Annotated in this window: 27 protein-coding genes; all 27 read left to right on the top strand. The window is 66.6% G+C overall.

The window, feature by feature from the left end; genetic code table 11:
- The first annotated feature begins 108 nt into the window (after window positions 1-108).
- The 27 genes from HNR07_RS12230 to HNR07_RS12105 all read left to right on the top strand — a co-directional run bounded on the left by HNR07_RS12230 (window position 109) and on the right by HNR07_RS12105 (window position 18,677).
- Window positions 109-1,785, top strand: a complete 1,677-nt coding sequence (locus HNR07_RS12230) for a hypothetical protein (RefSeq protein ID WP_184365078.1) — start codon at window positions 109-111, stop codon at window positions 1,783-1,785.
- A 159-nt stretch (window positions 1,786-1,944) separates the two neighbouring features.
- On the top strand, window positions 1,945-3,867 hold the full coding sequence (locus tag HNR07_RS12225) for an AAA family ATPase (RefSeq protein WP_184365077.1): 1,923 nt from the start codon (window positions 1,945-1,947) through the stop codon (window positions 3,865-3,867).
- Entirely contained in the window at window positions 3,864-4,067 is a 204-nt protein-coding gene (locus HNR07_RS12220; RefSeq protein WP_184365076.1) for a hypothetical protein, read from the top strand. The genes HNR07_RS12225 and HNR07_RS12220 overlap by 4 nt, the downstream gene beginning before the upstream one ends.
- Before the next feature lie 305 nt (window positions 4,068-4,372).
- Window positions 4,373-7,135 carry a UvrD-helicase domain-containing protein gene (locus tag HNR07_RS12215; RefSeq protein WP_184365075.1) on the top strand — a complete coding sequence of 921 codons (2,763 nt, stop codon included), beginning with the start codon at window positions 4,373-4,375 and terminating at the stop codon, window positions 7,133-7,135.
- Between the two features lie 132 nt (window positions 7,136-7,267).
- Entirely contained in the window at window positions 7,268-7,504 is a 237-nt protein-coding gene (locus HNR07_RS12210; protein ID WP_184365074.1) for a hypothetical protein, read from the top strand.
- 366 nt (window positions 7,505-7,870) lie between these two features.
- Window positions 7,871-8,014, top strand: a complete 144-nt coding sequence (locus tag HNR07_RS12205) for a hypothetical protein (protein WP_184365073.1) — start codon at window positions 7,871-7,873, stop codon at window positions 8,012-8,014.
- A complete protein-coding gene (locus HNR07_RS12200) occupies window positions 8,011-8,160 on the top strand; it encodes a hypothetical protein (protein ID WP_184365072.1) in 150 nt (49 codons plus the stop codon). Before HNR07_RS12205 ends, HNR07_RS12200 begins: the two co-directional genes overlap by 4 nt.
- 229 nt (window positions 8,161-8,389) lie before the next feature.
- Complete coding sequence (locus HNR07_RS12195) at window positions 8,390-9,493, top strand: AAA family ATPase (RefSeq protein ID WP_184365071.1); 1,104 nt, start codon at window positions 8,390-8,392, stop codon at window positions 9,491-9,493.
- 62 nt (window positions 9,494-9,555) lie between these two features.
- The gene (locus HNR07_RS12190) at window positions 9,556-9,957 is read left to right on the top strand and encodes a DUF4314 domain-containing protein (RefSeq protein ID WP_184365070.1); all 402 of its coding nucleotides are present in this window, start codon (window positions 9,556-9,558) and stop codon (window positions 9,955-9,957) included.
- Window positions 9,958-10,194: 237 nt separating this feature from the next.
- Window positions 10,195-11,406: a hypothetical protein gene (locus tag HNR07_RS12185; protein WP_184365069.1), complete on the top strand. Its 1,212-nt coding sequence runs from the start codon at window positions 10,195-10,197 to the stop codon at window positions 11,404-11,406.
- Between the two features lie 130 nt (window positions 11,407-11,536).
- Window positions 11,537-11,728 carry a hypothetical protein gene (locus tag HNR07_RS12180; protein ID WP_184365068.1) on the top strand — a complete coding sequence of 64 codons (192 nt, stop codon included), beginning with the start codon at window positions 11,537-11,539 and terminating at the stop codon, window positions 11,726-11,728.
- A gap of 62 nt (window positions 11,729-11,790) precedes the next feature.
- Entirely contained in the window at window positions 11,791-12,243 is a 453-nt protein-coding gene (locus tag HNR07_RS12175) for a hypothetical protein (protein ID WP_184365067.1), read from the top strand.
- Complete coding sequence (locus HNR07_RS12170; RefSeq protein ID WP_184365066.1) at window positions 12,236-12,667, top strand: hypothetical protein; 432 nt, start codon at window positions 12,236-12,238, stop codon at window positions 12,665-12,667. The genes HNR07_RS12175 and HNR07_RS12170 overlap by 8 nt, the downstream gene beginning before the upstream one ends.
- Window positions 12,664-13,149 carry a hypothetical protein gene (locus HNR07_RS12165; RefSeq protein ID WP_184365065.1) on the top strand — a complete coding sequence of 162 codons (486 nt, stop codon included), beginning with the start codon at window positions 12,664-12,666 and terminating at the stop codon, window positions 13,147-13,149. The genes HNR07_RS12170 and HNR07_RS12165 overlap by 4 nt, the downstream gene beginning before the upstream one ends.
- Window positions 13,146-13,379, top strand: coding sequence for a hypothetical protein (locus HNR07_RS12160; RefSeq protein ID WP_184365064.1), 234 nt, complete (start codon window positions 13,146-13,148; stop codon window positions 13,377-13,379). Before HNR07_RS12165 ends, HNR07_RS12160 begins: the two co-directional genes overlap by 4 nt.
- A 64-nt stretch (window positions 13,380-13,443) precedes the next feature.
- Entirely contained in the window at window positions 13,444-13,572 is a 129-nt protein-coding gene (locus HNR07_RS35565) for a hypothetical protein (protein ID WP_281386551.1), read from the top strand.
- A complete protein-coding gene (locus HNR07_RS12155; RefSeq protein WP_184365063.1) occupies window positions 13,569-13,814 on the top strand; it encodes a hypothetical protein in 246 nt (81 codons plus the stop codon). The genes HNR07_RS35565 and HNR07_RS12155 overlap by 4 nt, the downstream gene beginning before the upstream one ends.
- A 233-nt stretch (window positions 13,815-14,047) precedes the next feature.
- Window positions 14,048-14,422, top strand: coding sequence for an HNH endonuclease (locus tag HNR07_RS35900; protein WP_184365062.1), 375 nt, complete (start codon window positions 14,048-14,050; stop codon window positions 14,420-14,422).
- Entirely contained in the window at window positions 14,419-14,814 is a 396-nt protein-coding gene (locus HNR07_RS12145; protein WP_184365061.1) for a hypothetical protein, read from the top strand. The genes HNR07_RS35900 and HNR07_RS12145 overlap by 4 nt, the downstream gene beginning before the upstream one ends.
- Before the next feature lie 102 nt (window positions 14,815-14,916).
- Window positions 14,917-15,150, top strand: a complete 234-nt coding sequence (locus HNR07_RS12140) for a hypothetical protein (protein WP_184365060.1) — start codon at window positions 14,917-14,919, stop codon at window positions 15,148-15,150.
- Window positions 15,151-15,250: 100 nt separating this feature from the next.
- Window positions 15,251-15,940 (top strand): hypothetical protein, encoded by a 690-nt coding sequence (locus HNR07_RS12135; RefSeq protein WP_184365059.1) that lies wholly within the window; start codon window positions 15,251-15,253, stop codon window positions 15,938-15,940.
- An 84-nt stretch (window positions 15,941-16,024) separates the two neighbouring features.
- Window positions 16,025-16,426, top strand: coding sequence for a hypothetical protein (locus tag HNR07_RS12130; RefSeq protein WP_184365058.1), 402 nt, complete (start codon window positions 16,025-16,027; stop codon window positions 16,424-16,426).
- 224 nt (window positions 16,427-16,650) lie between these two features.
- Window positions 16,651-16,902, top strand: coding sequence for a hypothetical protein (locus HNR07_RS12125; RefSeq protein ID WP_184365057.1), 252 nt, complete (start codon window positions 16,651-16,653; stop codon window positions 16,900-16,902).
- A gap of 79 nt (window positions 16,903-16,981) precedes the next feature.
- Window positions 16,982-17,188, top strand: coding sequence for a hypothetical protein (locus tag HNR07_RS12120; RefSeq protein WP_184365056.1), 207 nt, complete (start codon window positions 16,982-16,984; stop codon window positions 17,186-17,188).
- Window positions 17,189-17,254: 66 nt separating this feature from the next.
- Window positions 17,255-17,596, top strand: coding sequence for a hypothetical protein (locus HNR07_RS12115; RefSeq protein ID WP_184365055.1), 342 nt, complete (start codon window positions 17,255-17,257; stop codon window positions 17,594-17,596).
- 65 nt (window positions 17,597-17,661) lie between these two features.
- Window positions 17,662-17,919, top strand: coding sequence for a hypothetical protein (locus HNR07_RS12110; RefSeq protein WP_184365054.1), 258 nt, complete (start codon window positions 17,662-17,664; stop codon window positions 17,917-17,919).
- Window positions 17,920-17,999: 80 nt separating this feature from the next.
- Complete coding sequence (locus HNR07_RS12105) at window positions 18,000-18,677, top strand: hypothetical protein (protein ID WP_184365053.1); 678 nt, start codon at window positions 18,000-18,002, stop codon at window positions 18,675-18,677.
- Window positions 18,678-18,836: the final 159 nt, after the last annotated feature.

Genomic DNA, 18,836 nt, shown 5'->3' with positions numbered 1-18,836 from the left:
TGCACTGCGGAGCGGGGAGCGGCTTCAGCCGCTCCCCGCCCTCGCCGGCGGCCCGCAGAACCAGCCGCGCATCGCCGCAGCCCTTGACCTCAGAAGGAGACCACCACGATGACGATTACCGTCACCAACCAGAAGCCGGCCGTGCTCGACGCAGTCCACACGATCACGTGCACCGGCGACTACGACCCGATGCCCGCCCTCCAGGAGGCGCTGGTGGACCCGCTGCTCAAGCCGCTAAGCCCGCACGCGCCCGCCTCGATCGTCGACGGGTCCGGCACGGACCTGACCGACGGCGTCCCGGACATCCTCCTGTCTTGCTTCGGCGACAGCGTCAACACCAGCGCCGAGAAGGTCGCCAAGGAGCTGCTGGGCCAGACGATGGTCAACTACGATCAGGCCACGCCCCTGCCCGTCGGCGAGCTCTTCGCCGTCCAGGCGGGGCAGCGGAACAAGATGCCAGCACCCGGGCCCCGTGTGATCTACACCGCCCAGTCCGACGTGATCCCTGCGGCCAAGGGACTGCTCGCTGGCTCGGCCGACGAGAGCGAGTTCTTCGCCTCGCTGGCCTACGCCTTCCACCCGGAAACGCTCGGGTTCTGGTTCCAGTCCGCCGCTGCCTTCGACGGCTTCAAGGTCTGGCTGTCCACTCAGGCCCAAGCCCTGGGCGGCGTGAGCTCGCCGGTGCCGGCGAGAACCCTGAAGCTGGTCGGCGACTTCGCCAAGCTCTCGCTCCAAGGGCTCACCGAGTCCCTGCAGCTGCGCAAGGACGACTCTGACGGCAACGACGAGCTGTCCTTCCCGCGCTTGCTGATGCACATGCTGATGACCTACGTCGGCCAGCAGCGCGGCCAGACTCCCGACGTCGGAGTCCTGCCGTTCACGGTCGGCGAGCTGTTCTGCCCGAAGTCCGTGGTCCTGGTCAACGTCGAGGCGCACGCCCGCGCCTCCGCGTCCAAGGTCACGGGGGAGTGGAACCTCATCAACCAGTCGCTGGCCTCGCCGGTGAGGGTCGTCTCGAACTCCGCGCTGTCCAAGCTGACCTCGCTGCCGCGGGCCGCCGCCAAGGCCGCGGCGATGGGAGCGAACCAGCACCCGGGCCAGCCCGGCTCGCGCTCCGCGCAGGTGAAGTTCCGCAAGGCCCCACCCACGAGGCTGGACCTGTTCAAGGACATCACCCGCGTGCTGCGCCGCATGGGCAAGGTCAACAAGTCGCAGAACGTCTACCGCACCATGAAGACGACGTTCCTCAAGGCCAACCGCCGCGACCCGGACGACTTCAACAAGCCCGGCCGGATCAGCTCGGTGCAGTACATGCCCGACCTGCACGTCTACATCGACACCTCTGGGTCGATCTCCGAGGAGAACTACCAGGAGGCGGTGATGATGCTCATCCGCATCGCCAAGAAGCTCAACGTCAACCTGTACTTCAACTCGTTCAGCGACATCCTCTCGCAGGAGACGCTGCTCAGGGTGGAGAACAAGTCGCTGCGCCAGATCTGGAAGGAGTTCCGCCGGGTGCCCAAGGTCACCGGCGGCACCGAGTTCAAGCAGGTCTGGGACTACATCAAAGCCTCGACGACGCGCGAGCGTCGGTTGAGCCTGATGATCACCGACTTCGAGTGGCCGCCCCCGTCGGCCCGCGTCGACCACCCGGCGAACCTGTACTACGCACCGTGCTCGGCCAAGGACTGGACCCTCATGGTCCAGTCCGCCACGGATTTCGCCGACGGCATGCACCACATCGACCCGTCGATCCGCCAGAAGCTGCTGGGCATGGTGCTCTGACTGGCCCAGCGCACGGCTGCGGCCCGCAGCGCATCCTGATCCGGCAGGCAGCGCTGCGGGATCGGCCACCCCATTTCTCATCCGTCCGCACCCACCGCCTGGATCGCTCGCGCCCCTCAGCGCCACCTCGACCCGGCACCCACCGAAGGAGGCCCCGCCATGGGACTGTCCAACTTCACCCAGGGCAACGACGACGCGAACAGCAGCGGCCCACCGACCAGCGGCATCGGCGTCGGCATGGGCGGCCCTTTTGCCCCGGGCGGCCAGAGCGAGGACACCGCCGAGGAGCTGCTCGTCGACTACAACGAAAAGTTCAAGAACGCCGACCCGACGCTCTTCCGCGACACACTCATCGAGCAGACGCTGGCCACCCTCATCAGCAAGAACAAGCCCAACGTCCTGCTCAAGGGCTTAGCTGGCGTCGGCAAGACCAAAATCGTCGAGGATATCGCCCGCCGCATCGCCCTCGGCGACTCGCTCATCCCGGACCTGCTCAAGGACTGCACCATCTACGAGCTGCCGGTGACCAACATCGTCGCCGGCTCCGGCATCGTCGGTCAGCTGGAGGAGAGGGTCCAGGCCGTCGTCGACTTCGCCTCGGACCCGAAGAACAAGGCCCTCCTGTTCATCGACGAGATCCACCAGATCACCGGCGGATCGAGCTCGCACAGCGAGCCGACCAACCGCAAGATCAGCCAGATCCTCAAACCGGCGCTGGCCCGCGGGCAGATGAGCGTCATCGGCGCGACCACCTCGAACGAGTCGCGGGCCTTCGACGAGGATCCGGCCTTCGCCCGCCGCTTCACCCAGCTCATCGTCGACGAGTTGACCGTCGAGCAGACGCTCGCGGTCCTAGGTACCGTCCGGCCCGGCCTGATGGCGCACTACCGCCACCAGATCGCAGTCTCTGACGACGTGCTGGCCGAGACGGTCAAGATCGCCGAGGCGAACTCGAAGGCCAGCGCCCACCGGCCCGACAGCGCCATCACGCTGCTCGACCGTTCGATGGCCGACCGCGTGTTGGAGCAGAAGAAGCTCATCACCCAGGCCGAAGCCGCTGGCAACCGGGCCTTGGTGGCGACCCTGCGGGCGATTCCCCAGGTGCCTCTGACGGCCACGCGCGTCCTCGACGTCGCCAAGTCACTGATGACAGGCAACGCCCAACGCCCAGACTTCGACGCCGCGACGCTGCGCGCGACGCTGCTCGATCGGCTCCAGGGCCAGGACGAGGTCTTGGAGAAGGTCGCCGACCGCATCGCGCGCGAGGAGCTCGAGCTGTTCCCGACGAAGACCCCGCTCACGTTCCTGTTCGCTGGCACTTCGGGCTCGGGCAAGACCGAGACCGCGAAGATCCTCGCCGAACAGATGACCGGCCAGGAGCCGATCGTGCTCAACATGACGGAGTACCACACCCCGTCCTCGACCGCGAAGATTATCGGAGCGCCTCCGGGTTACATCGGGTCCGACTCCAATCAGGAGCTACCCTTCGACACGCTCGAGTCCAACCCACACCGCGTCGTCCTGCTCGACGAGTTCGAGAAGGCCGACATGGCTGTGCAGCGGCTGTTCCTCTCAGCTTTCGACGAGGGTTACATCCGCAATGCGCACGGGAAGCTGCTCGACTTCTCCAAGGCCGTCGTCATCGTCACGACCAATGCGGCCCGCGAAGCTCTCAGCAGCAGCTCGATCGGCTTCATCTCAGGCCCAAGGGTCATCTCGCAGCAGAACCTGAACACAGAGCTCGCCAAGCACTTCGAGCCCGAACTGCTGGGGCGGTTCTCGCTGATCGTGGGCTTCAACCAGATCGACAAGGTCGCGTTCCGGCAGATCATGGCCGCCGACTACGAGAGCCAAGTGGCACGGATCGTCGACGCCAAGCCAAGGCTCGCCCAGGCCCTGCCTGCTGCGATGCCCGACGATGAGCTGCGGGCCCTGGCCGAGACCGCCTACGTCGATTCCCAGGGAGCCCGGCCCGCCGGCAAGGCGGTCCGGACCTGGATCGAGGACCGGCTCATGGCAGCTCAGGCTGCGAAGACCCAGACCAGCGCGGCGATCGCCCGCACGATCGACCAACACGAGTGATCACGACTATCTCCACCGTCAAGTCCGAGGACAGGGTCAAGCAGATCGCCGAGGTCGGGCGCCGGAGTGTGTACTCCGGCGCCCACTGCGATGACTGCCACGAGCTGGGCCGCATGCTCGGCCTGCTGCGTACCGAGGCCTCGGGTCGCATCGCCAAGGCGATCCCCGAGCCGTTCGCCCTCGTCGACCGCCGCGACTGACGCCGCCGATCCGTCCTGCGGAGGGTAAGGCGGATCCACATGATCCCCATGCACTCGGGTGTGCACGGGACGGACAGGGGCCTTACGGCCCCTGCGGGTGGGTTGAGAGGAGCAGAGCCCAGGCTACCTGGCGGCCTGGGCTCTGCCTCTGACGTGCTCTTTCTCGCCACTCACTCTTCTCTGATGATTTATCTAATGCCTTTCTTTGTGCATTTATGGCCCCATCAAAATGATGAGTGCAATCATCTTTCCCTTTGGTCAACCCTCGCTGACCCACCCGCCGCGTTCACCTAAGGACGACCCCCATGCCTCTGCTGCTTGACGACCTCGACCTGACGAAGACCAAGAAGGTCGACGCGAAGTTCTTCAGCTCCAAGCTCAACGGCTCGGGCAAGAAGACCGGCCGCCTCCACCAGGGGCTGCGCCCCCTCGACACGACTAGCATCGAGACCCCGGCCCGGATCGAGCTCAAGACCACGACTACTCAGCACGACATCACTGTCGTGACCGTGCCGCTGGCCGGCATCACTCGCCGCGCGCTCGAAACCCTGCCCACCGCGACGCTGCCGACGCCTGACGTGGACGAGCGCTTCGTCGTCGAGACCGACTCCGACGACTGGGAGGCCGTGTTCGACATGACCCCCCAGGCGCTGGTGCTGCGCGAGGACAAGTCCTCCAAGCCGATCAAGCACGAGCTCACCATCCAATACCGCACCGAGCTCGTGCTCATGCGCGTCGGCATGATCGAGCCCGAGCGCGTCGTGCGCCTGACCGAGGACACCAACCTCGCCGTCACCGACGCCGCGGTGATCCTCGATTGGGACGCCAGCCCGATGGAGACGGCCGCTGGCGCGATCTCCCTGGCGCTGGGCCGCCTGGGCATCGCCGCGACGAACCTCAACGCCCTTGACGCGTGGATGAACGAGTACCCGATCCACGACCGGATCGTGCGCCTGGCCGAGACCTGGTCCTCGGAGGCCATCGCCGCCGAAGTCGACGCCTACATCGCCGACGTCACCTTCCCGGACAAGGAGGTGCTCAACGCGCTGGCCATCCAGCTGCGCTACCTCGAGAACTACAGCGTGCCGCTGGAGGCCTACGGTCGCATCCACCGGGCGCTGACTGCGGCCTTCGACTCCGACGTCGCCCAGGTTCTGGCCAAGCAGAACCTCAACTTGCTGATGAACCACACCTTGGCCGGACTCGACACGATCAAGCCGCAGCTGGCGCGCCTGGTCCCGCCCGACCCGCCTCCGGCCCTGCCGGAGTACCTGTCGCCGCAGCAGGTCGCCTGCGTTTCGACCACCGAACCGCTGGTGATGGTGCGTGCCGGCGCGGGCACCGGCAAGTCCTCGACGATCATCGAGCGCATCGCCCATCTCGTCGCCTGCGGTGTGAACCCGGTCGACATCACGGTCCTGTCGTTCACCAACGCCGCCGCCGACAACATCAAGGAGCGCAACCCCGATGTGGGGTCGATGACCATCGCGGCGATGATCAACGACATCTACCAGCTCAACCACTCCGGCCACGACATCTCGAGCATCGATACCATCATCAACTCGCTCGAGATCTTCTTCCCCACCGACCAGGTCGCCGCAGACTTCCGCGCGCGCCTGCTCGACGTGGACAAGAACAAGATCGGGGCAGCGACGTCGCTCAACACCTTCGTCGAGCGCCACTACGACCGGGTCATGGCCATGCTCGACGCCATCGGGCAGACCTCGCTGGAGCTGGAGATCATCATTTGCTACCAGCGCATCGACGAGATGGTCGAGCCCACCCACGTGGCCTGCCGCCACCTCATCATCGACGAGGTCCAGGACAACTCGGTCTTCGAGTTCATCTACATGCTCAAGTACGTGGCCAAGCACCTCCAGTCGCTGTACATCGTCGGCGACGCGAGCCAGACCCTGTTCGAGTTCCGCTCGGCCAACCCCCGGGCTCTGAACACGCTCGAAGGCTCGGGTGTGTTCGCCACCTACGAGCTGACGACGAACTACCGGAGCAACCAGGAGATCCTGGACTTCGCCAACGTCGTCCTCAGCGAGCTGGAGACCAACCAGCTCGCACAGATCCAGCTGCGGGCGAACTCGCTGGAGGCACCGACCAAAGCCTCGTTCGAGGAGAAGGTCAGGCTCGACTACGTGCACCTGCCCCAGATGCGCGGGTTTCTCTCCAACGAGCTCAGCCCGCTCCTGGCCAACCGGGTGCTGCCGCAGTACGTCGATCCCTGTCTGGCCCGCGGCGAGCAAGTCGTCTTCCTGGCGTTCTCCCGCCGTGAGGTCGCGCTCATGCAGGCGCTGCTCGAGTCTAGGTACCCGGACAGGCACGTCGCCTCACTGGTGTCCGAGCGCGTCTTCGCCACCGACATCTTCTCCAAGTACATCAAGTTCTTCTGGAACGACGTCCTGCAGGTGCCGCCGAACAACGCCACGTTCGTCGTCACCCAGGGCATCCGGGACAACATGGAGAAGCTGACGAAGAACGTCGGCAACCCGAAGGTCGAGCGCGCCGTGCTCGAGCTCGTCTCCAAGTGGTGGCTGGAGAACGGCGCCACCACTAACGCCTGGGTCAACCTGGTCCACCAGGGCTCCATGCCGTCCACCGAGTTCTTCACCCGCCTGCGCGACAACCTCCTGGCCTTCGAGATCGCCCAGAACGCGGTCAAGAAGTCGCTGACGGACGCCCGCAACCGGGCGCGCAAGGAGAAGAACCTGGGCGAGAAGGTCGACCTGGTCGTCTCGACGATCCACGGCGTCAAGGGACTCGAATTCGACAACGCCGTGATCCTGCACAAGGACGACAAGACGATGGCCCAGGACGTGCGCAGGCTCTACTACGTCGCCTTCACCCGGGCGAAGAAGACCGAGTACGTCCTGTCCTACGGCACCACGGACAAGCCCGTGATCGTGTCGACTCACGAGGCCATCGGCAACCTGCTCGTGGAACGGGAAGCTCAGGCCGCCGAGCGCGAGAAGCACGCTCGCGCCCTGGCACTGGGCATCGACCCTGACCTCGTCGACGACGAGGAGACCGCGGGCGTGCCCGTGCCGCAGTCGGTGTGATCCGCCGCCGACGAGCTGATCGTCCTCGCACGACAGGTCATCACCGAAGGCGGCTGACCCAACACGGGGGACGCCCTCAGATTGGTTGAGGGCGTCCCGCACCACCAGCCTGGCACACCACCGGAGGAGCTGATGGGCATCACCTACGACGCCACCCCCCGCGAAGCCTCCGAGCTCGACGCTCTCAGAAAAGACCGGGAGGATGGGGCCACCACCAGGTACGGGATCCTCCGACCCGGAACAACCCCGCACATCCTCGAGGGCGCCGTCGGGCTCGGTACCCGTTGCGGAGCCACCGTCGACTTGTACCTGCCCGCCCGTGACGCCACCAAAGTCTGCAAGAAGTGCACCAAGAGCGAGCCCCGATGACCAGCTTCGCCACCCTGCATCCCACCCCCGACCACAAAACCACGACCGCCCGGCAGGTTGCCGGATGGTACACCGCTGAGGCCCTGTGACTGCTTGGGTGTGCGGAGCGCCGTCGCGAGCTTCACGGCCCTGGTGACAGCCCTTACCTGCACCTGCTGTCCCTGTCCGTCGCGACCATCGACAAGGCCTACCTGCTCTATGCGCTCAGGCCAATGAACGCCGAGGAGGCAACACGCGAGGTGCTGAAGGCTGCCGGGTCTGGAGACGACTACGCCAACACTTCCTGGCGCGTTGCCGTCTGGACTGGCCACAACCCCAGCAAGGCCCGCCGTGCGGGCTACAAGTCTTGACCCGAGCGGGCCCCGGATGCGGCAGACACCCGGGGCCCGCACCCACCGTACCGAGCACAAGGAGTGCCCCGTGCACTGCGACCACTGCGACCACTGCGGCCTCGAAGGTCACACCCGGGACGCCCACGACTTGTTCGACCTCGAAGGGCGCGACGCATGAACCGCACCGGCCTCACCTGGCTGGCTGGCGCGGCTGCGGTCGGCATCGTCGCCGCGGTGATGACCGTCGCGCTCGCCACCAGCAGCATCTACATGTCCACCACGCACCATCCGGTACGCACCGGGCTCCCGGCGAGCCTGAACTAGGTCATCACCGATTAAGGCGACGGCCACGTCGTCGAGCACTTCCTGTCCCCGGCGGGGTGCCAGCAGTCCCTCGTCGAGCGCGCCAAGCAACTCTTCGGCTCCCCGGGCGACGTCCCGGCCATCATCCTCGACGAGCCCGACGGCGTCTACCCGCCCACCGGCCACCTCATGCCGGTGCGCTGAGCGTACGCCCTCCGAACACCCATACCTCCTGCGAAAGCGAGTACGTATGCCCGCCACCACGATCGTCTCCTCCGGAGGCGCTCTGCGCCTGTACGGCGACTCGGTCCAAACCTTCGACCGGCTCCCCGTCTCGACCTACACGATCCGATTCTCGGAAATGACCGGCTACAGCCTCCACAAGACCGAGCCTCTGTCCCCGGGCGACGAGGCCGTCTACGGCGGCCACGCCGCGCGCGTGAACCGCATCGCCGCCGGTTACGCCGCGATGGGCCGCTCGCTCGGCGTCATTCTCTCCGGCGACAAGGGCATGGGGAAGTCGCTGATGATCCGCATGCTCGCCGAGAAGATGCGCGAGGAGCACAAGCTGCCGACGGTCCTGGTCCAGCACTCGACGCCCGGCCTCGCCTCCTTCCTCGACGAGCTCGGCGAGTGCCTCGTCGTCTTCGACGAGTTCGAGAAGGTCTTCGCGCCGGTCGATGACGACGAGGCCGCGCAGAATCAGTTCCTCTCGCTCTTCGACGGCCTCTCGACGACGAAGCGCCTCTACGTCCTCTCGGTCAACTCGCTCCACCGCACGAGCGACTACCTACTCAACCGCCCGGGCCGGTTCCACTACCACATGCGCTTCGCCTACCCAGGGCCCGAGACCGTCGCCGAATACCTGCGCGACCAGGTGCCCGGGATCGCCGAGGCGGAGGTCTCTGCGGTCGTCGAGTTCTCGCGCAAGGTCGACCTCAACTTCGACCACCTGCGCGCCATCGCCTTCGAGCTGAGACTGGGGGAGGACTTCGCCGCGATCATCGGCGACCTCAACATCAAGCGCACCAGCCGCCGGGGCCAGGATCCCGTCCACGTGGTCATCTCCTGGCCCGACGGCGACACCGACGAGATCGTCGGAGAGCTCGACCTCTTTGACCGCGACGCGCTGCAGTCGATCGAGAGCTGGCGCTTGGACCTCGAACTGCGCTTGCGGATGCGTGACGCCCTTCCCACCCCGGACGGCTACGCACTGCCCGCCGGTGCCTTCGAGCTCATCGACAAGCGCACCGACCAGGAGCGTGCCGAGGCGGGAGAGGGCGACAAGGGGCCCGACCTCGCGGGTGCGTCGGTGTTGCTCCAGCGGCCGCCGAAGCATGCGATCGACTTCTAGTGCGCAGTCACTCAACTCGCCCAGTCCCTGCCTGCTCACGCCACTCACAACGAGGAGGACCCGTGTCTCCGAAACTTGTGCGGCCCGGCGATCGCGTCCGCCTCATCGGCATCGTGACTGAGGACACGAGATCGCTGCCGGTCGGCACTGTCGGCACGGTTCTCTCCGTCCATGCCGACGCTGGCCAGATCCACGTCGACTGGGACTCCGGCCGAGGCCTGAGCCTGCTCACCACCGGCCCCTACGAGATCGTCGATGACCGTCCGAACTGCCTCAACTGCAAGGGCACGGGCCGGTCCGAGCGCGGTTGGACCGGAGGTTCGTCGCCCGACGGCGAGACCTGCCCGGACTGCCGCGGCACCGGTGTCGATGCCACGCCCTACGGCGTCGGTTACGACCACTGCCCGCACTGCGGCGTGGACTGGAAGCAGTCCCATGACTCCGGTTGCCGGACCCTCCACTGAAAGAGCAGGTGCTTCATGCCGCGCCCCGTTAACCCCTACGCCCGGGCCTATGCTGACTTTCGCAGGAACACCGAGCACCACGAGCTCCACGTTCTCCATGACGACGGGCTGTATCGCCACCTACGCGTCCAGGGCCCCGGAACCCGGATGTGGTCCTGAGACGTCACGACCTGGCCGGGGCACCTGGCCACCTCCGGCGACATCGCCAACGGCCACGTCTTCGCCCGTGAGCCCGACATGCTGGAGTTCTTCTCGCACGCAGCCAAGAGCGAGGGTCACTACACCGACGGCGCGCCATCGATCAGCGTGGGCTACTGGGCGGAGAAGATCCAAGGTCACGGTCTCGTCGACGTCAAGACGTACGACCCCGACTCGTTCCTGCAGCAGGTGCGCGAGCACCTTGAGGGGCACGACGAGATCGGCAGCGAGGCTGGCGAGTTCCGCGACCGCCAGATCGCGTTGCTGACGCGCATCCACGAGCTGCGCGGCCTCGACGAGGACGCGCGGGCACAACTCTTCGACGCGCACTGGGCCGCCGAGGAGAGCTGTGCCGCCCTCGGCGGGCGTCGAATGACCAAGGTTGAAGGCTCGACGCTGCGGCAGGAGCGCCACGAGGCGGCCCGCTCCGCCCTGTCCGCCCTCTGGAGCGTCGACGGGATCGACGACGAGACTTTCGACGCCCTGGTCGAGGAGCACGACTACAGGGAGCTCGCCGACGTCGAGGTCCCGCGTCTGACGCCAGCCGAGCGACGAGAGGAGATCCTCGACGACGCCAGGCGGCACGCCGACAGCGAACCGGAAGCCCGCATGTGGCTCGCCGAGCATGAGGACGAGGTCGGCTCCGACACCTGGGAGTGGGACCTGCGCGAGTACGACCCTCACTTCCTGTTCGCCTGCTACGCGCTCGACCTCACGGCGCGCCTGTGGAACGAGCACGTCGAGCGCCGCGGTGTCAATGACACCTACGTGCTCGTCCGTAAGGACCGGGTGCAGAATCGCCCGGCTCAGCCGGTGATCGACGTAAGCGTCCTCGACCATGGAGTGCCCGACGCCTCGATGGTCGCTGACGCCCTTGATGCCCGCGAGCGGACCATGGCGGTGCCCCAGGCCCGCGAGGAGCTGCGCGTCACGGTCCACGAGCTCACCGAGCTCGTCCGGGAGCACGGCGACGAGAGCGCCCGTGCTCGCCTCGATCAGGCGATCGACCGAGAGATGGCCGCCTCCGAGCGGGCCCTTGACCACCGAGAGATTCTCGCCTACTGGGCCGCTGTGCGTTCCGAGCGCGAGGAACGGGCCCTGGCCCGGCCCTGGTCCGTCCCCGCTCACTCAGGAGCCACCAGGACCACCCTCCTCCGACGAATCCTCGACAGGCTCGGGCTGTGGCAGCCTCCCCCGGTCGAGTCAGTCGAGCAGCCCCCGACCCGCGATGCCGAGCGCGCGCAGGACTGACTGTGCCTCGGCGACCGCCTCCTCGATCCCAGGAGCTGCTCATGGCACCGAGTCCCGACGCGCTCATCGTCCTCGCGGCGATCCTGGACGGCCGCTACTCCCAGGTCCACCGGCAGTTGCGCGGTACCGGGTGATCGGTGCGCACGGCATCGCCGGTGAGATCGGCTTCCACGACTCCGTGGAGGACGCGGTCCTGCACGCCTTGGACTACCACTACCCGTCGCCCGAAGGGGCGACCACGGAACGCACTGACGCCGCTGGTCCCATCCTTCAACAGGACCAGCGGCGTCAGTGTCGACCGCCCAGGCCGGGAGCGAAGTAGAGACCCGTGCCCGGCCTGGGCGCGCTTGTCCCACCCGACGAGTCAGGAAGGCAGCAGTCCCAATGTACGAGAACAACCCGCTGTGCGAAACCACTTCGGTCCAGACGCAGCACGAGGAGCGGGGGTATGACTTCCTCCCGGCGAACCTCGCCGACATCCCCGGCAAGTTCGATCAGGAGGAGCTGGCCCAGGCCGAGACGGTCATCCACCTGCACTACTCGGCGTTCCTCGCCGACTGGTGGGTGGCCGAGGTCTGGCAGGACCGCGACACGCAGAAGTGGATGGCCTACGGATACTGGCGTCCGGCTCCCGACGCTGCGGCGCTGTGGGAGTGCTTCTGCCTCACCGATCTGGAGCGCCTGCTTATCCCCAGGACCGCCGACCCCGCCCTCCAGGTCGGCGATGTCAGCACCGGCACGGCCCCGCGGTTGATGGTGAGGCGCGACCTGGAGTGGACCCCCGCCCCCGCTCACGAGGTCGTCCCCGGTGTGGAGCTGGAGGAGCGCCGTGTCTGAGCTGACCCCTGCACACCTGCACGCCCCTGTACTGCCGCCGACCGTCTTCGGTGACGGACACGAGTGGATGGAGAACCTGCGCTTCGGTTGGAAGCCCGTCCCCGCCTGGGGGCTCGGCATGTGGGACCTCGGCAAGTGGCCGCTGGTCATCGTCGTCCACCTCAACGACAAGCAGAACGGCGTCTACGCGGTGGCTACCTACACCGAAGGCGACATCACCTGCCAGGTGTTCACCGACCGGGCCGAGCGCGACGCCGCGACCGACGAGATCGCGGCCGAGCACTGGAGGCTCACCGGGGAGGGCCCGTTCGACCTGCCCCCCGAGGGCAAGCCGTTGCTGTCCCACCACAGGGGTCTCTTCACCTGGGACCGCTACCACGCGGAGAAGGACCAGCTTCCTGAGCCGAAGGAGGGAGGCCAGTGAGCGAGCACCCCACGTCCGGTCTGGTCACCGTGTGCGCGACCTGCGGTGAGCGCATCACCACGATCGAATGGAAGCAGTGGGGTGAAACCTCCTGGGAGTGGCGTCACGGCAGCGACGCCGACCACGAGGCCGTCCCCGCCCCGGCCGACCTGTCCGAGGCGGTACGCCGGTGCGACTTCTGCTCCGGCCTCAACCCCCAGTGGGTCTTCGTCACGGCCCAGATGTTCGAGACCCTGCACCTGTTCGAGGACAGCTCAATCGTGGAACGGGACGACGGTGCCTGGTCCGCGTGCGTCGCGTGCAAGCGGCTGGTGGTCAAGCGCGACCTCGACCGCTTGGTCCACCGGGCAATGATCCTGATCCGCCGCTCCTTCCCCGACCAGGGGGAGGACTTCTACGCGAACGCGAAGAAGGAGCTGCGGGACTTCCACGGGGCGTTCCTCACAGCCGGTCCCGGCGAGCCCAAGAGGATCGACTCATGAAGGCCACAGCGGTGTCCAAGGTCCTCATCGACCATGCAACTGACCGGGTGACCCTCGGCCTCACCGGCGACGACGGTGACATCGAGATCACCGTCCCCCTGGCCAGGATCCCGACCCTGGCCGCTTCCCTCATCTACGACGGCGAGCTGGCCGTGCATGTGGACACCGACACTGCTGCCCTCGCGCTCGCGTGCCTGAACCGGGTGCGCGAGGTCCATGCCCAACTCTGACCCCGACCGACCCCGGTCACGTCGCGCGCGTGGCCGGGGCCACCCCACGAGGAGAAGGCACACCATGGTCAAGATCAACAACGACCAGCGCGTCGAGGGGGACGTCATCCTCGGCGCCTACGGCTCGCATCGTGAACGGGACATGGCCTTGGAGAACTACCACCTGTGGCAGATGGGCAGGAAGAACACGTGAGGCCCAAACGCATCCGCGTGGTGTTCACCGTCGAGGCTCCTACTGACCGTTGGCAGACCGAGGAACTGAAGACGCTGATCGCGGTGGCCATCACCGAATCCGTGCCCGAGGAAGTACCCGGAGCGAAGATCCGCTGGCACTCGCTCGGTGGTTCCAAGCCCGAAGTCGTTGAGACGGCTGAGATGCACGGGCGATCAGTTCGGCGTCAGATGGAGCTGGACGCGAACGACTACTGGGCCTAATGGGCCCGCTGGCCCCGTCCGCGAGGAGACCTCCTTGTCGGACGGGGCATCTCAGACCTGGCCCCTCTGACGGACCTTTGCCCATCACCGCCCCGGCTAATCCCGCGCGGTCCGTTCGGGGCCTGCTGGAGGTCAAGTCGAAGCAGCGCCTGGGGCCCACCGCAGGTCCGACCTTGCCGCAGAGAGTCGTCGACCACGTCACCGACCGCCCACCTCGATCCCAGGAGCCGCCCGTGGCACCGAGTCCCGACTCGCTCATCGTCATCGCGGCGATCATCCTCGTTTTCGTCCCGCTCGCCGTCATCGCCCGCGCGATCGGTCAGCGCCGCAGGTGGCGCGACCCCCATCGCCTGTTCACCTGGGAACAGAAGAAGATTCTCCTCACCCGAGCCCGCTGGCGCTGCGAGCACAAACACCCCCTGTGGTTGCGCTGCCGGGCGACGACCGGGCTCCAAGCCGATCACATCGTCCCGTGGAGCAGGGGAGGAGCAACCGCGATCGCGAACGGAGCCGCTCTCTGCCAGCGGCACAACGCCCGCAAGTCGAACCGCATGCCGTCACCTCTCTATCGGTGGCGGCTGCGCCAGCGAAGAAGGAAGTACTCATGACCGACGGAGACAACTCGCAGTTCATCAGGACGAGCAGAGCTCATAACTTCGCCCACATCGTCCACTCTGCAAGGGAGCGAATCACCGGCGAGCTCGACTACGCCACCAAGGCCTACGTCACCGATGGCGGAACGTACGTCATCTCCTCGACGACCATGATCAACGACGACGAGCGCCCCCACGACCTCGTCGCCGTCCTGCCGCTACCCATCGAGGACACCCGAGTCGTCGTCCTGCGTCCGACCGTCAACCCCGATCTCGTCGACGTGCTGCGCGAAGAGCTCGACCCGCAGGACGACGACTCGGGGACCAACACTCTCCGCCTTGAGTTCGAGGACCCCGAAGCGCTGAGGCACACCCTTGAGCACATCGGTGACCCCGACGCCCCGTGATGATCACTGCCAGCGTCGCCGTCGTCGATGGCCAGACCCACGAGTTGCGGGACCGCTTCGACGCCTCCCCGAGCTCGCCTCTCGCCAACAAGGAAGACTGACATGCCCGAGTCCACTGCGTACACCCACCACCAGATCTCCGCAGCCCTCAACCGAGCTGTCGAGGACATCTCCGATGCCGCGAGCCTGCCCGAGGAAGGCACGATCGACGCGCTCAACCTCCTGGTCAACGCCGCAATCCACTACCTCGAGCATCCCGACGACGGGCTCGCCCAGGTGGTCGAGGCGGGCTACGACGCCACTCCCGACGAGGTCATCGGCTGGATCTCGTCCTGATCGACCCAGCAGGCCCCCACAACTCGAGCGGGAATCACCACGATCGCCGATCCCCCACCGCCGCGCTTGCCTGCGCCTGCAGGTCACGAAGGAGGACACCGTGCCTGACTACACCGTCTACCTCTTGGACAGCCAGATCGCCGCCTCGCGCGTGCTGCGCGTGGGCGCGGCCGCCGACCGCATCGCACACGTGTGGACCAACACCACCGCGCACGAGGACATCACTGCTCACCCGACCTCCGCCATCACCCCGTTGCGAGCCCTGGTTCAGGTACTGGAGGAGCTGTGCTGGCCCGCCGAGAGCGCGGCGATTCTTTCGACCTCGTTTCCCACCATCACCCTGGAAGCCCAGGGTGTGGTGGCCAGCCCGCAGGTGGACCGCGCCCTGGTGGCCGAGTTGATCGCACGGACTTATGTCCTGGGTGCCCACAATCATCTGTACATGGCGGTGGGAGCCCGAGGCGTGATCGCCACCTACGGCAAGCGGACCCACGTCGAGGACGTGATCGAGGACAGCGGTGAGCAGCTCACGCTGATGTCGGCGTGCTCGATGGACAGGTATGACCCTCAGGCGCCTCTGGCCGAGCTGTGCGTGAGCACGCGCTTGATCGACCCTGCCACGGGCGAGCCCACCGATGAGCTGGTCGACGTCCTCCAGGACACGGCCGAGGTCGAACTCGGTCTACTGCCCCTGGGGCAGGCTTGGGACGCCGACCAGCGCTGGAAGCTGGTCGGCCCCTGCGGCATGTGCGCGGTGGAGTCCAACCCGCGCTGCCGGTTCTGCGCCTAGAACACCGACCACACGACAGAAAGAACACTGCAAAAGCGAAGAAAGCAGAAATGCCGCCCGCGAAACCGAGCGAAGGAGGATCCCATGTGCGACACCGAAGCCGTGGTGTGCAGCTGCGTCTACGAGTTCATCGAGGCCGGATTCGGTCCGCAGATGCCCGAGCCCCCCGCGCCGAAGCAGCGCCCCCTCGACATCCCTCGGCGCCTGATGGGCCTGGGCGACGTGCTCATCCTCGGCGACCCCTGGGGTGACAGCGGCCACGAGGAATGGGAGATCGTCCACACCACCCCCGACCACGCCTACTACGAGCACAGCGAGGTCAATTCGCAGGCGGACCTCAGCGACAACCACGTCCACCGGTTCCGCCGCGACGACCGCCCGATCCGCACGCTGAGCCCGAAACTCACCGGTCACTACAACATCCACGCCCCGGGCAATTCACTGGCCACCGAAGGCCTTGGGCACGCGCACTCCTCGCCTGAATAGGTGTGCGACGACCAGGACCGGCCCATGCGCCCACCTGTGAGCACCAGTCGTCACATCCACTTCCGCTGCCCCTCCCCCTGGTGGGGCTTCACGGCGGGGTTCGCCTCCCCAGGACTACCCCCGCGTTCTATGCGGAGTCCGCCTCGAACAGCTCGACATCCTCCACAACGCCGACTTCGTCACGCCCCCAGTCCTAAGAGTCCATCAGCCGAACGGAGATCCCTGTGAGTAACAAGACCGAGCGCACCGACCTGACCAACCTGGCCCTCAAGGAGTGGGGCACTGTCGTGGAGATCCTCGCCGAGCGAGGCGAGGTCTGGCCCAACACCGACTGCACCCGCTGGGGGCCGGGGTTGACCAGGGCGATGGATCGATCCCAAACCCTCACCGAGGCCTGCGCCATCATCGGCGCCGACGACGCCCGCGACCTCGGGCGCCTGTCCGACCTGTACGACCGCATTCACGGTCGCCTCTAAGCACCCACCCCCCTGATGTCGGGGCGCGTCCACCATCGCGCCCCGACACCGATCCCCTCCCTGACGAAAGGTCGATCCCATGTGCTCGGAGTACGTCGACACCCCCGAAGTTCGCTACCTGCCGGGCGACTTCCCCGGCGCAACCCCCCGCAAGGCCCACGTCGTTGAGGAGCGCGGAGACCGCACACTGATCTGCTGGATCTCCTACCCCGCCACCGGCGCTACTCAGGAAGTGAGCGCCTCCTCGGTGTACACCGACTTCGCCGCCGCCCGGCGTGCCGACTGATCCCTCGGGCAAACTCCCGACTCCCAAGGGGGCGCGCCCCATCCCAAACCAACACCAGAAGGCACCGTGGACACCACGCACAAGCGCAGCGAAACCGGACAACGGTTCGAGTGCAATGTCAGCCCCACCATCGGGTCCATCAGCTCAGACAGCCTCGACTCCGTCGACTGCGCCGACTGCCTGCGCCTCGTGGCCGTACGCGCAACGACCAACAACGTGGAGTTGGAGGCGAAGTACGAGCGCGCCCGCCAGGACCGTGAGCGCTACTGGAGCCAGCTCCTCGCTGCCCGCGCGCTTTCAGAGCAGCGTCGCTACGCGCTGCACTACGTCATCTACCCCGACGAGGGCCGCACCGTGCACCCCACCACGGGTCGCCTGCAAGAGCTCGCCGAGCCCGACGCGGAGTAACCCAGGGCTCCCGGGGCGGACCTGCGCCGTGAATAAATGCACAATCTGCACAAGAAAGAGCCGATGTGAGCACGTTCACCACCCCCCGTGACCTGATGTTTTCCCTGATCGCGCACCGGATGAGGACCAGCCTCGAAAACCGGTGGATGGACACCTCGATTCAGGACCTGCCCTGGTGCGGCCGCTGTCACATCGACATCGACCCCATCACCAGCCAGTGCGAGTGCTGGGACGACAACACCAACGCACCTCTCACCCACTGGCCCAGCCAGGCGAAGGGTGCCAACACCCCGCCTTACACCCAGCCCACGCAAGATCGCTGATTCCCGGCCACCGTCTCGCCCGGGGAGGGTGGCCGGGGGCCACCTCCACCACCCCACCAGGGCCGAACAGGAGACACGACATGGCTGACGCCGATTCCGAACTCGTCCACCGCATCAGCTTCGAGCTCGGGCTCGGGGCCGATCAGCTGACCCTGCTGACAATCCTGCTCGACCCCACCAACGACCCGTATGAGTCGGCGACGAGCGCCCAAGACATGCTCCACGAGTTTGAGGCCTTCACCGGCGACGATCTTTTGGAGGTGCACGCCGTCGCCGAGCGCCTGCGCGCTCACCAGGACCGCGCCCAGGGCCGGACGGGTGCCCTCGAGTTCGAGTTCTTTTGCGACGGCGAAGGAAGCATCAATGGTGTCAACATCATGACCGCGCTGGGCAGCTCCGGCACCTGGTTGGCTATCAGCAAAGATAGGGAGTCCCTCTTCGCCGACCGCTACGAGCTGCCCGGCCTGCCCGCTGCTCTCAAGCTCGCCGAGAACATCACCGACGAGTACGAGCGCCTGATGGAGATCGCCTCGCGCATCGTCCTCACCGAGGCACCCGGTCGGCCCACGGCCCTGTCTGAGCTGCCCGACGGCCTCTACGCCTCTGGCGAGCACACCTGGCAGAAGACCGGTGCTGACTGGACCCCTGTCCTGGAGCCCGGTCAGAGCCCGAACGACGTACCGGCCGGGCCGGATCCCCACGGTCTCAAGCGAGTCCAGTGGGCGCATTCACCGGTCAACGCCGTTGCCGACGACTGATCCATCGCCAAGAAGGGCCTGAATCCCGCCAACGATTTCGCGCTTGTGGCCGACCATCTGCCAGGGCGGTACCAACTCGGCGAAGTCCGCGATGAGACCGACGAGGTCAACGGTCGTATCACCGATCCGCAACAGATCAAGGCCGTCCAGTACGCCCGT

This window comes from Nocardiopsis metallicus (genome assembly GCF_014201115.1).
GTDB classification, from domain to species: Bacteria; Actinomycetota; Actinomycetes; order Streptosporangiales; family Streptosporangiaceae; genus Nocardiopsis; species Nocardiopsis metallicus.
This window is presented reverse-complemented; position numbering and strand designations above follow the sequence as displayed.

Coding starts and splice junctions, on each gene's coding strand:
- HNR07_RS12230 (WP_184365078.1), top strand. CDS start 109: ATGACGATTACCGTCACCAACCAGAAGCCGGCCGTGCTCGACGCAGTC.
- HNR07_RS12225 (WP_184365077.1), top strand. CDS start 1,945: ATGGGACTGTCCAACTTCACCCAGGGCAACGACGACGCGAACAGCAGC.
- HNR07_RS12215 (WP_184365075.1), top strand. CDS start 4,373: ATGCCTCTGCTGCTTGACGACCTCGACCTGACGAAGACCAAGAAGGTC.
- HNR07_RS12210 (WP_184365074.1), top strand. CDS start 7,268: ATGGGCATCACCTACGACGCCACCCCCCGCGAAGCCTCCGAGCTCGAC.
- HNR07_RS12205 (WP_184365073.1), top strand. CDS start 7,871: ATGCGGCAGACACCCGGGGCCCGCACCCACCGTACCGAGCACAAGGAG.
- HNR07_RS12200 (WP_184365072.1), top strand. CDS start 8,011: ATGAACCGCACCGGCCTCACCTGGCTGGCTGGCGCGGCTGCGGTCGGC.
- HNR07_RS12195 (WP_184365071.1), top strand. CDS start 8,390: ATGCCCGCCACCACGATCGTCTCCTCCGGAGGCGCTCTGCGCCTGTAC.
- HNR07_RS12185 (WP_184365069.1), top strand. CDS start 10,195: ATGCTGGAGTTCTTCTCGCACGCAGCCAAGAGCGAGGGTCACTACACC.
- HNR07_RS12175 (WP_184365067.1), top strand. CDS start 11,791: ATGTACGAGAACAACCCGCTGTGCGAAACCACTTCGGTCCAGACGCAG.
- HNR07_RS12160 (WP_184365064.1), top strand. CDS start 13,146: ATGAAGGCCACAGCGGTGTCCAAGGTCCTCATCGACCATGCAACTGAC.
- HNR07_RS35565 (WP_281386551.1), top strand. CDS start 13,444: ATGGTCAAGATCAACAACGACCAGCGCGTCGAGGGGGACGTCATCCTC.
- HNR07_RS12145 (WP_184365061.1), top strand. CDS start 14,419: ATGACCGACGGAGACAACTCGCAGTTCATCAGGACGAGCAGAGCTCAT.
- HNR07_RS12140 (WP_184365060.1), top strand. CDS start 14,917: ATGCCCGAGTCCACTGCGTACACCCACCACCAGATCTCCGCAGCCCTC.
- HNR07_RS12130 (WP_184365058.1), top strand. CDS start 16,025: ATGTGCGACACCGAAGCCGTGGTGTGCAGCTGCGTCTACGAGTTCATC.
- HNR07_RS12120 (WP_184365056.1), top strand. CDS start 16,982: ATGTGCTCGGAGTACGTCGACACCCCCGAAGTTCGCTACCTGCCGGGC.
- HNR07_RS12105 (WP_184365053.1), top strand. CDS start 18,000: ATGGCTGACGCCGATTCCGAACTCGTCCACCGCATCAGCTTCGAGCTC.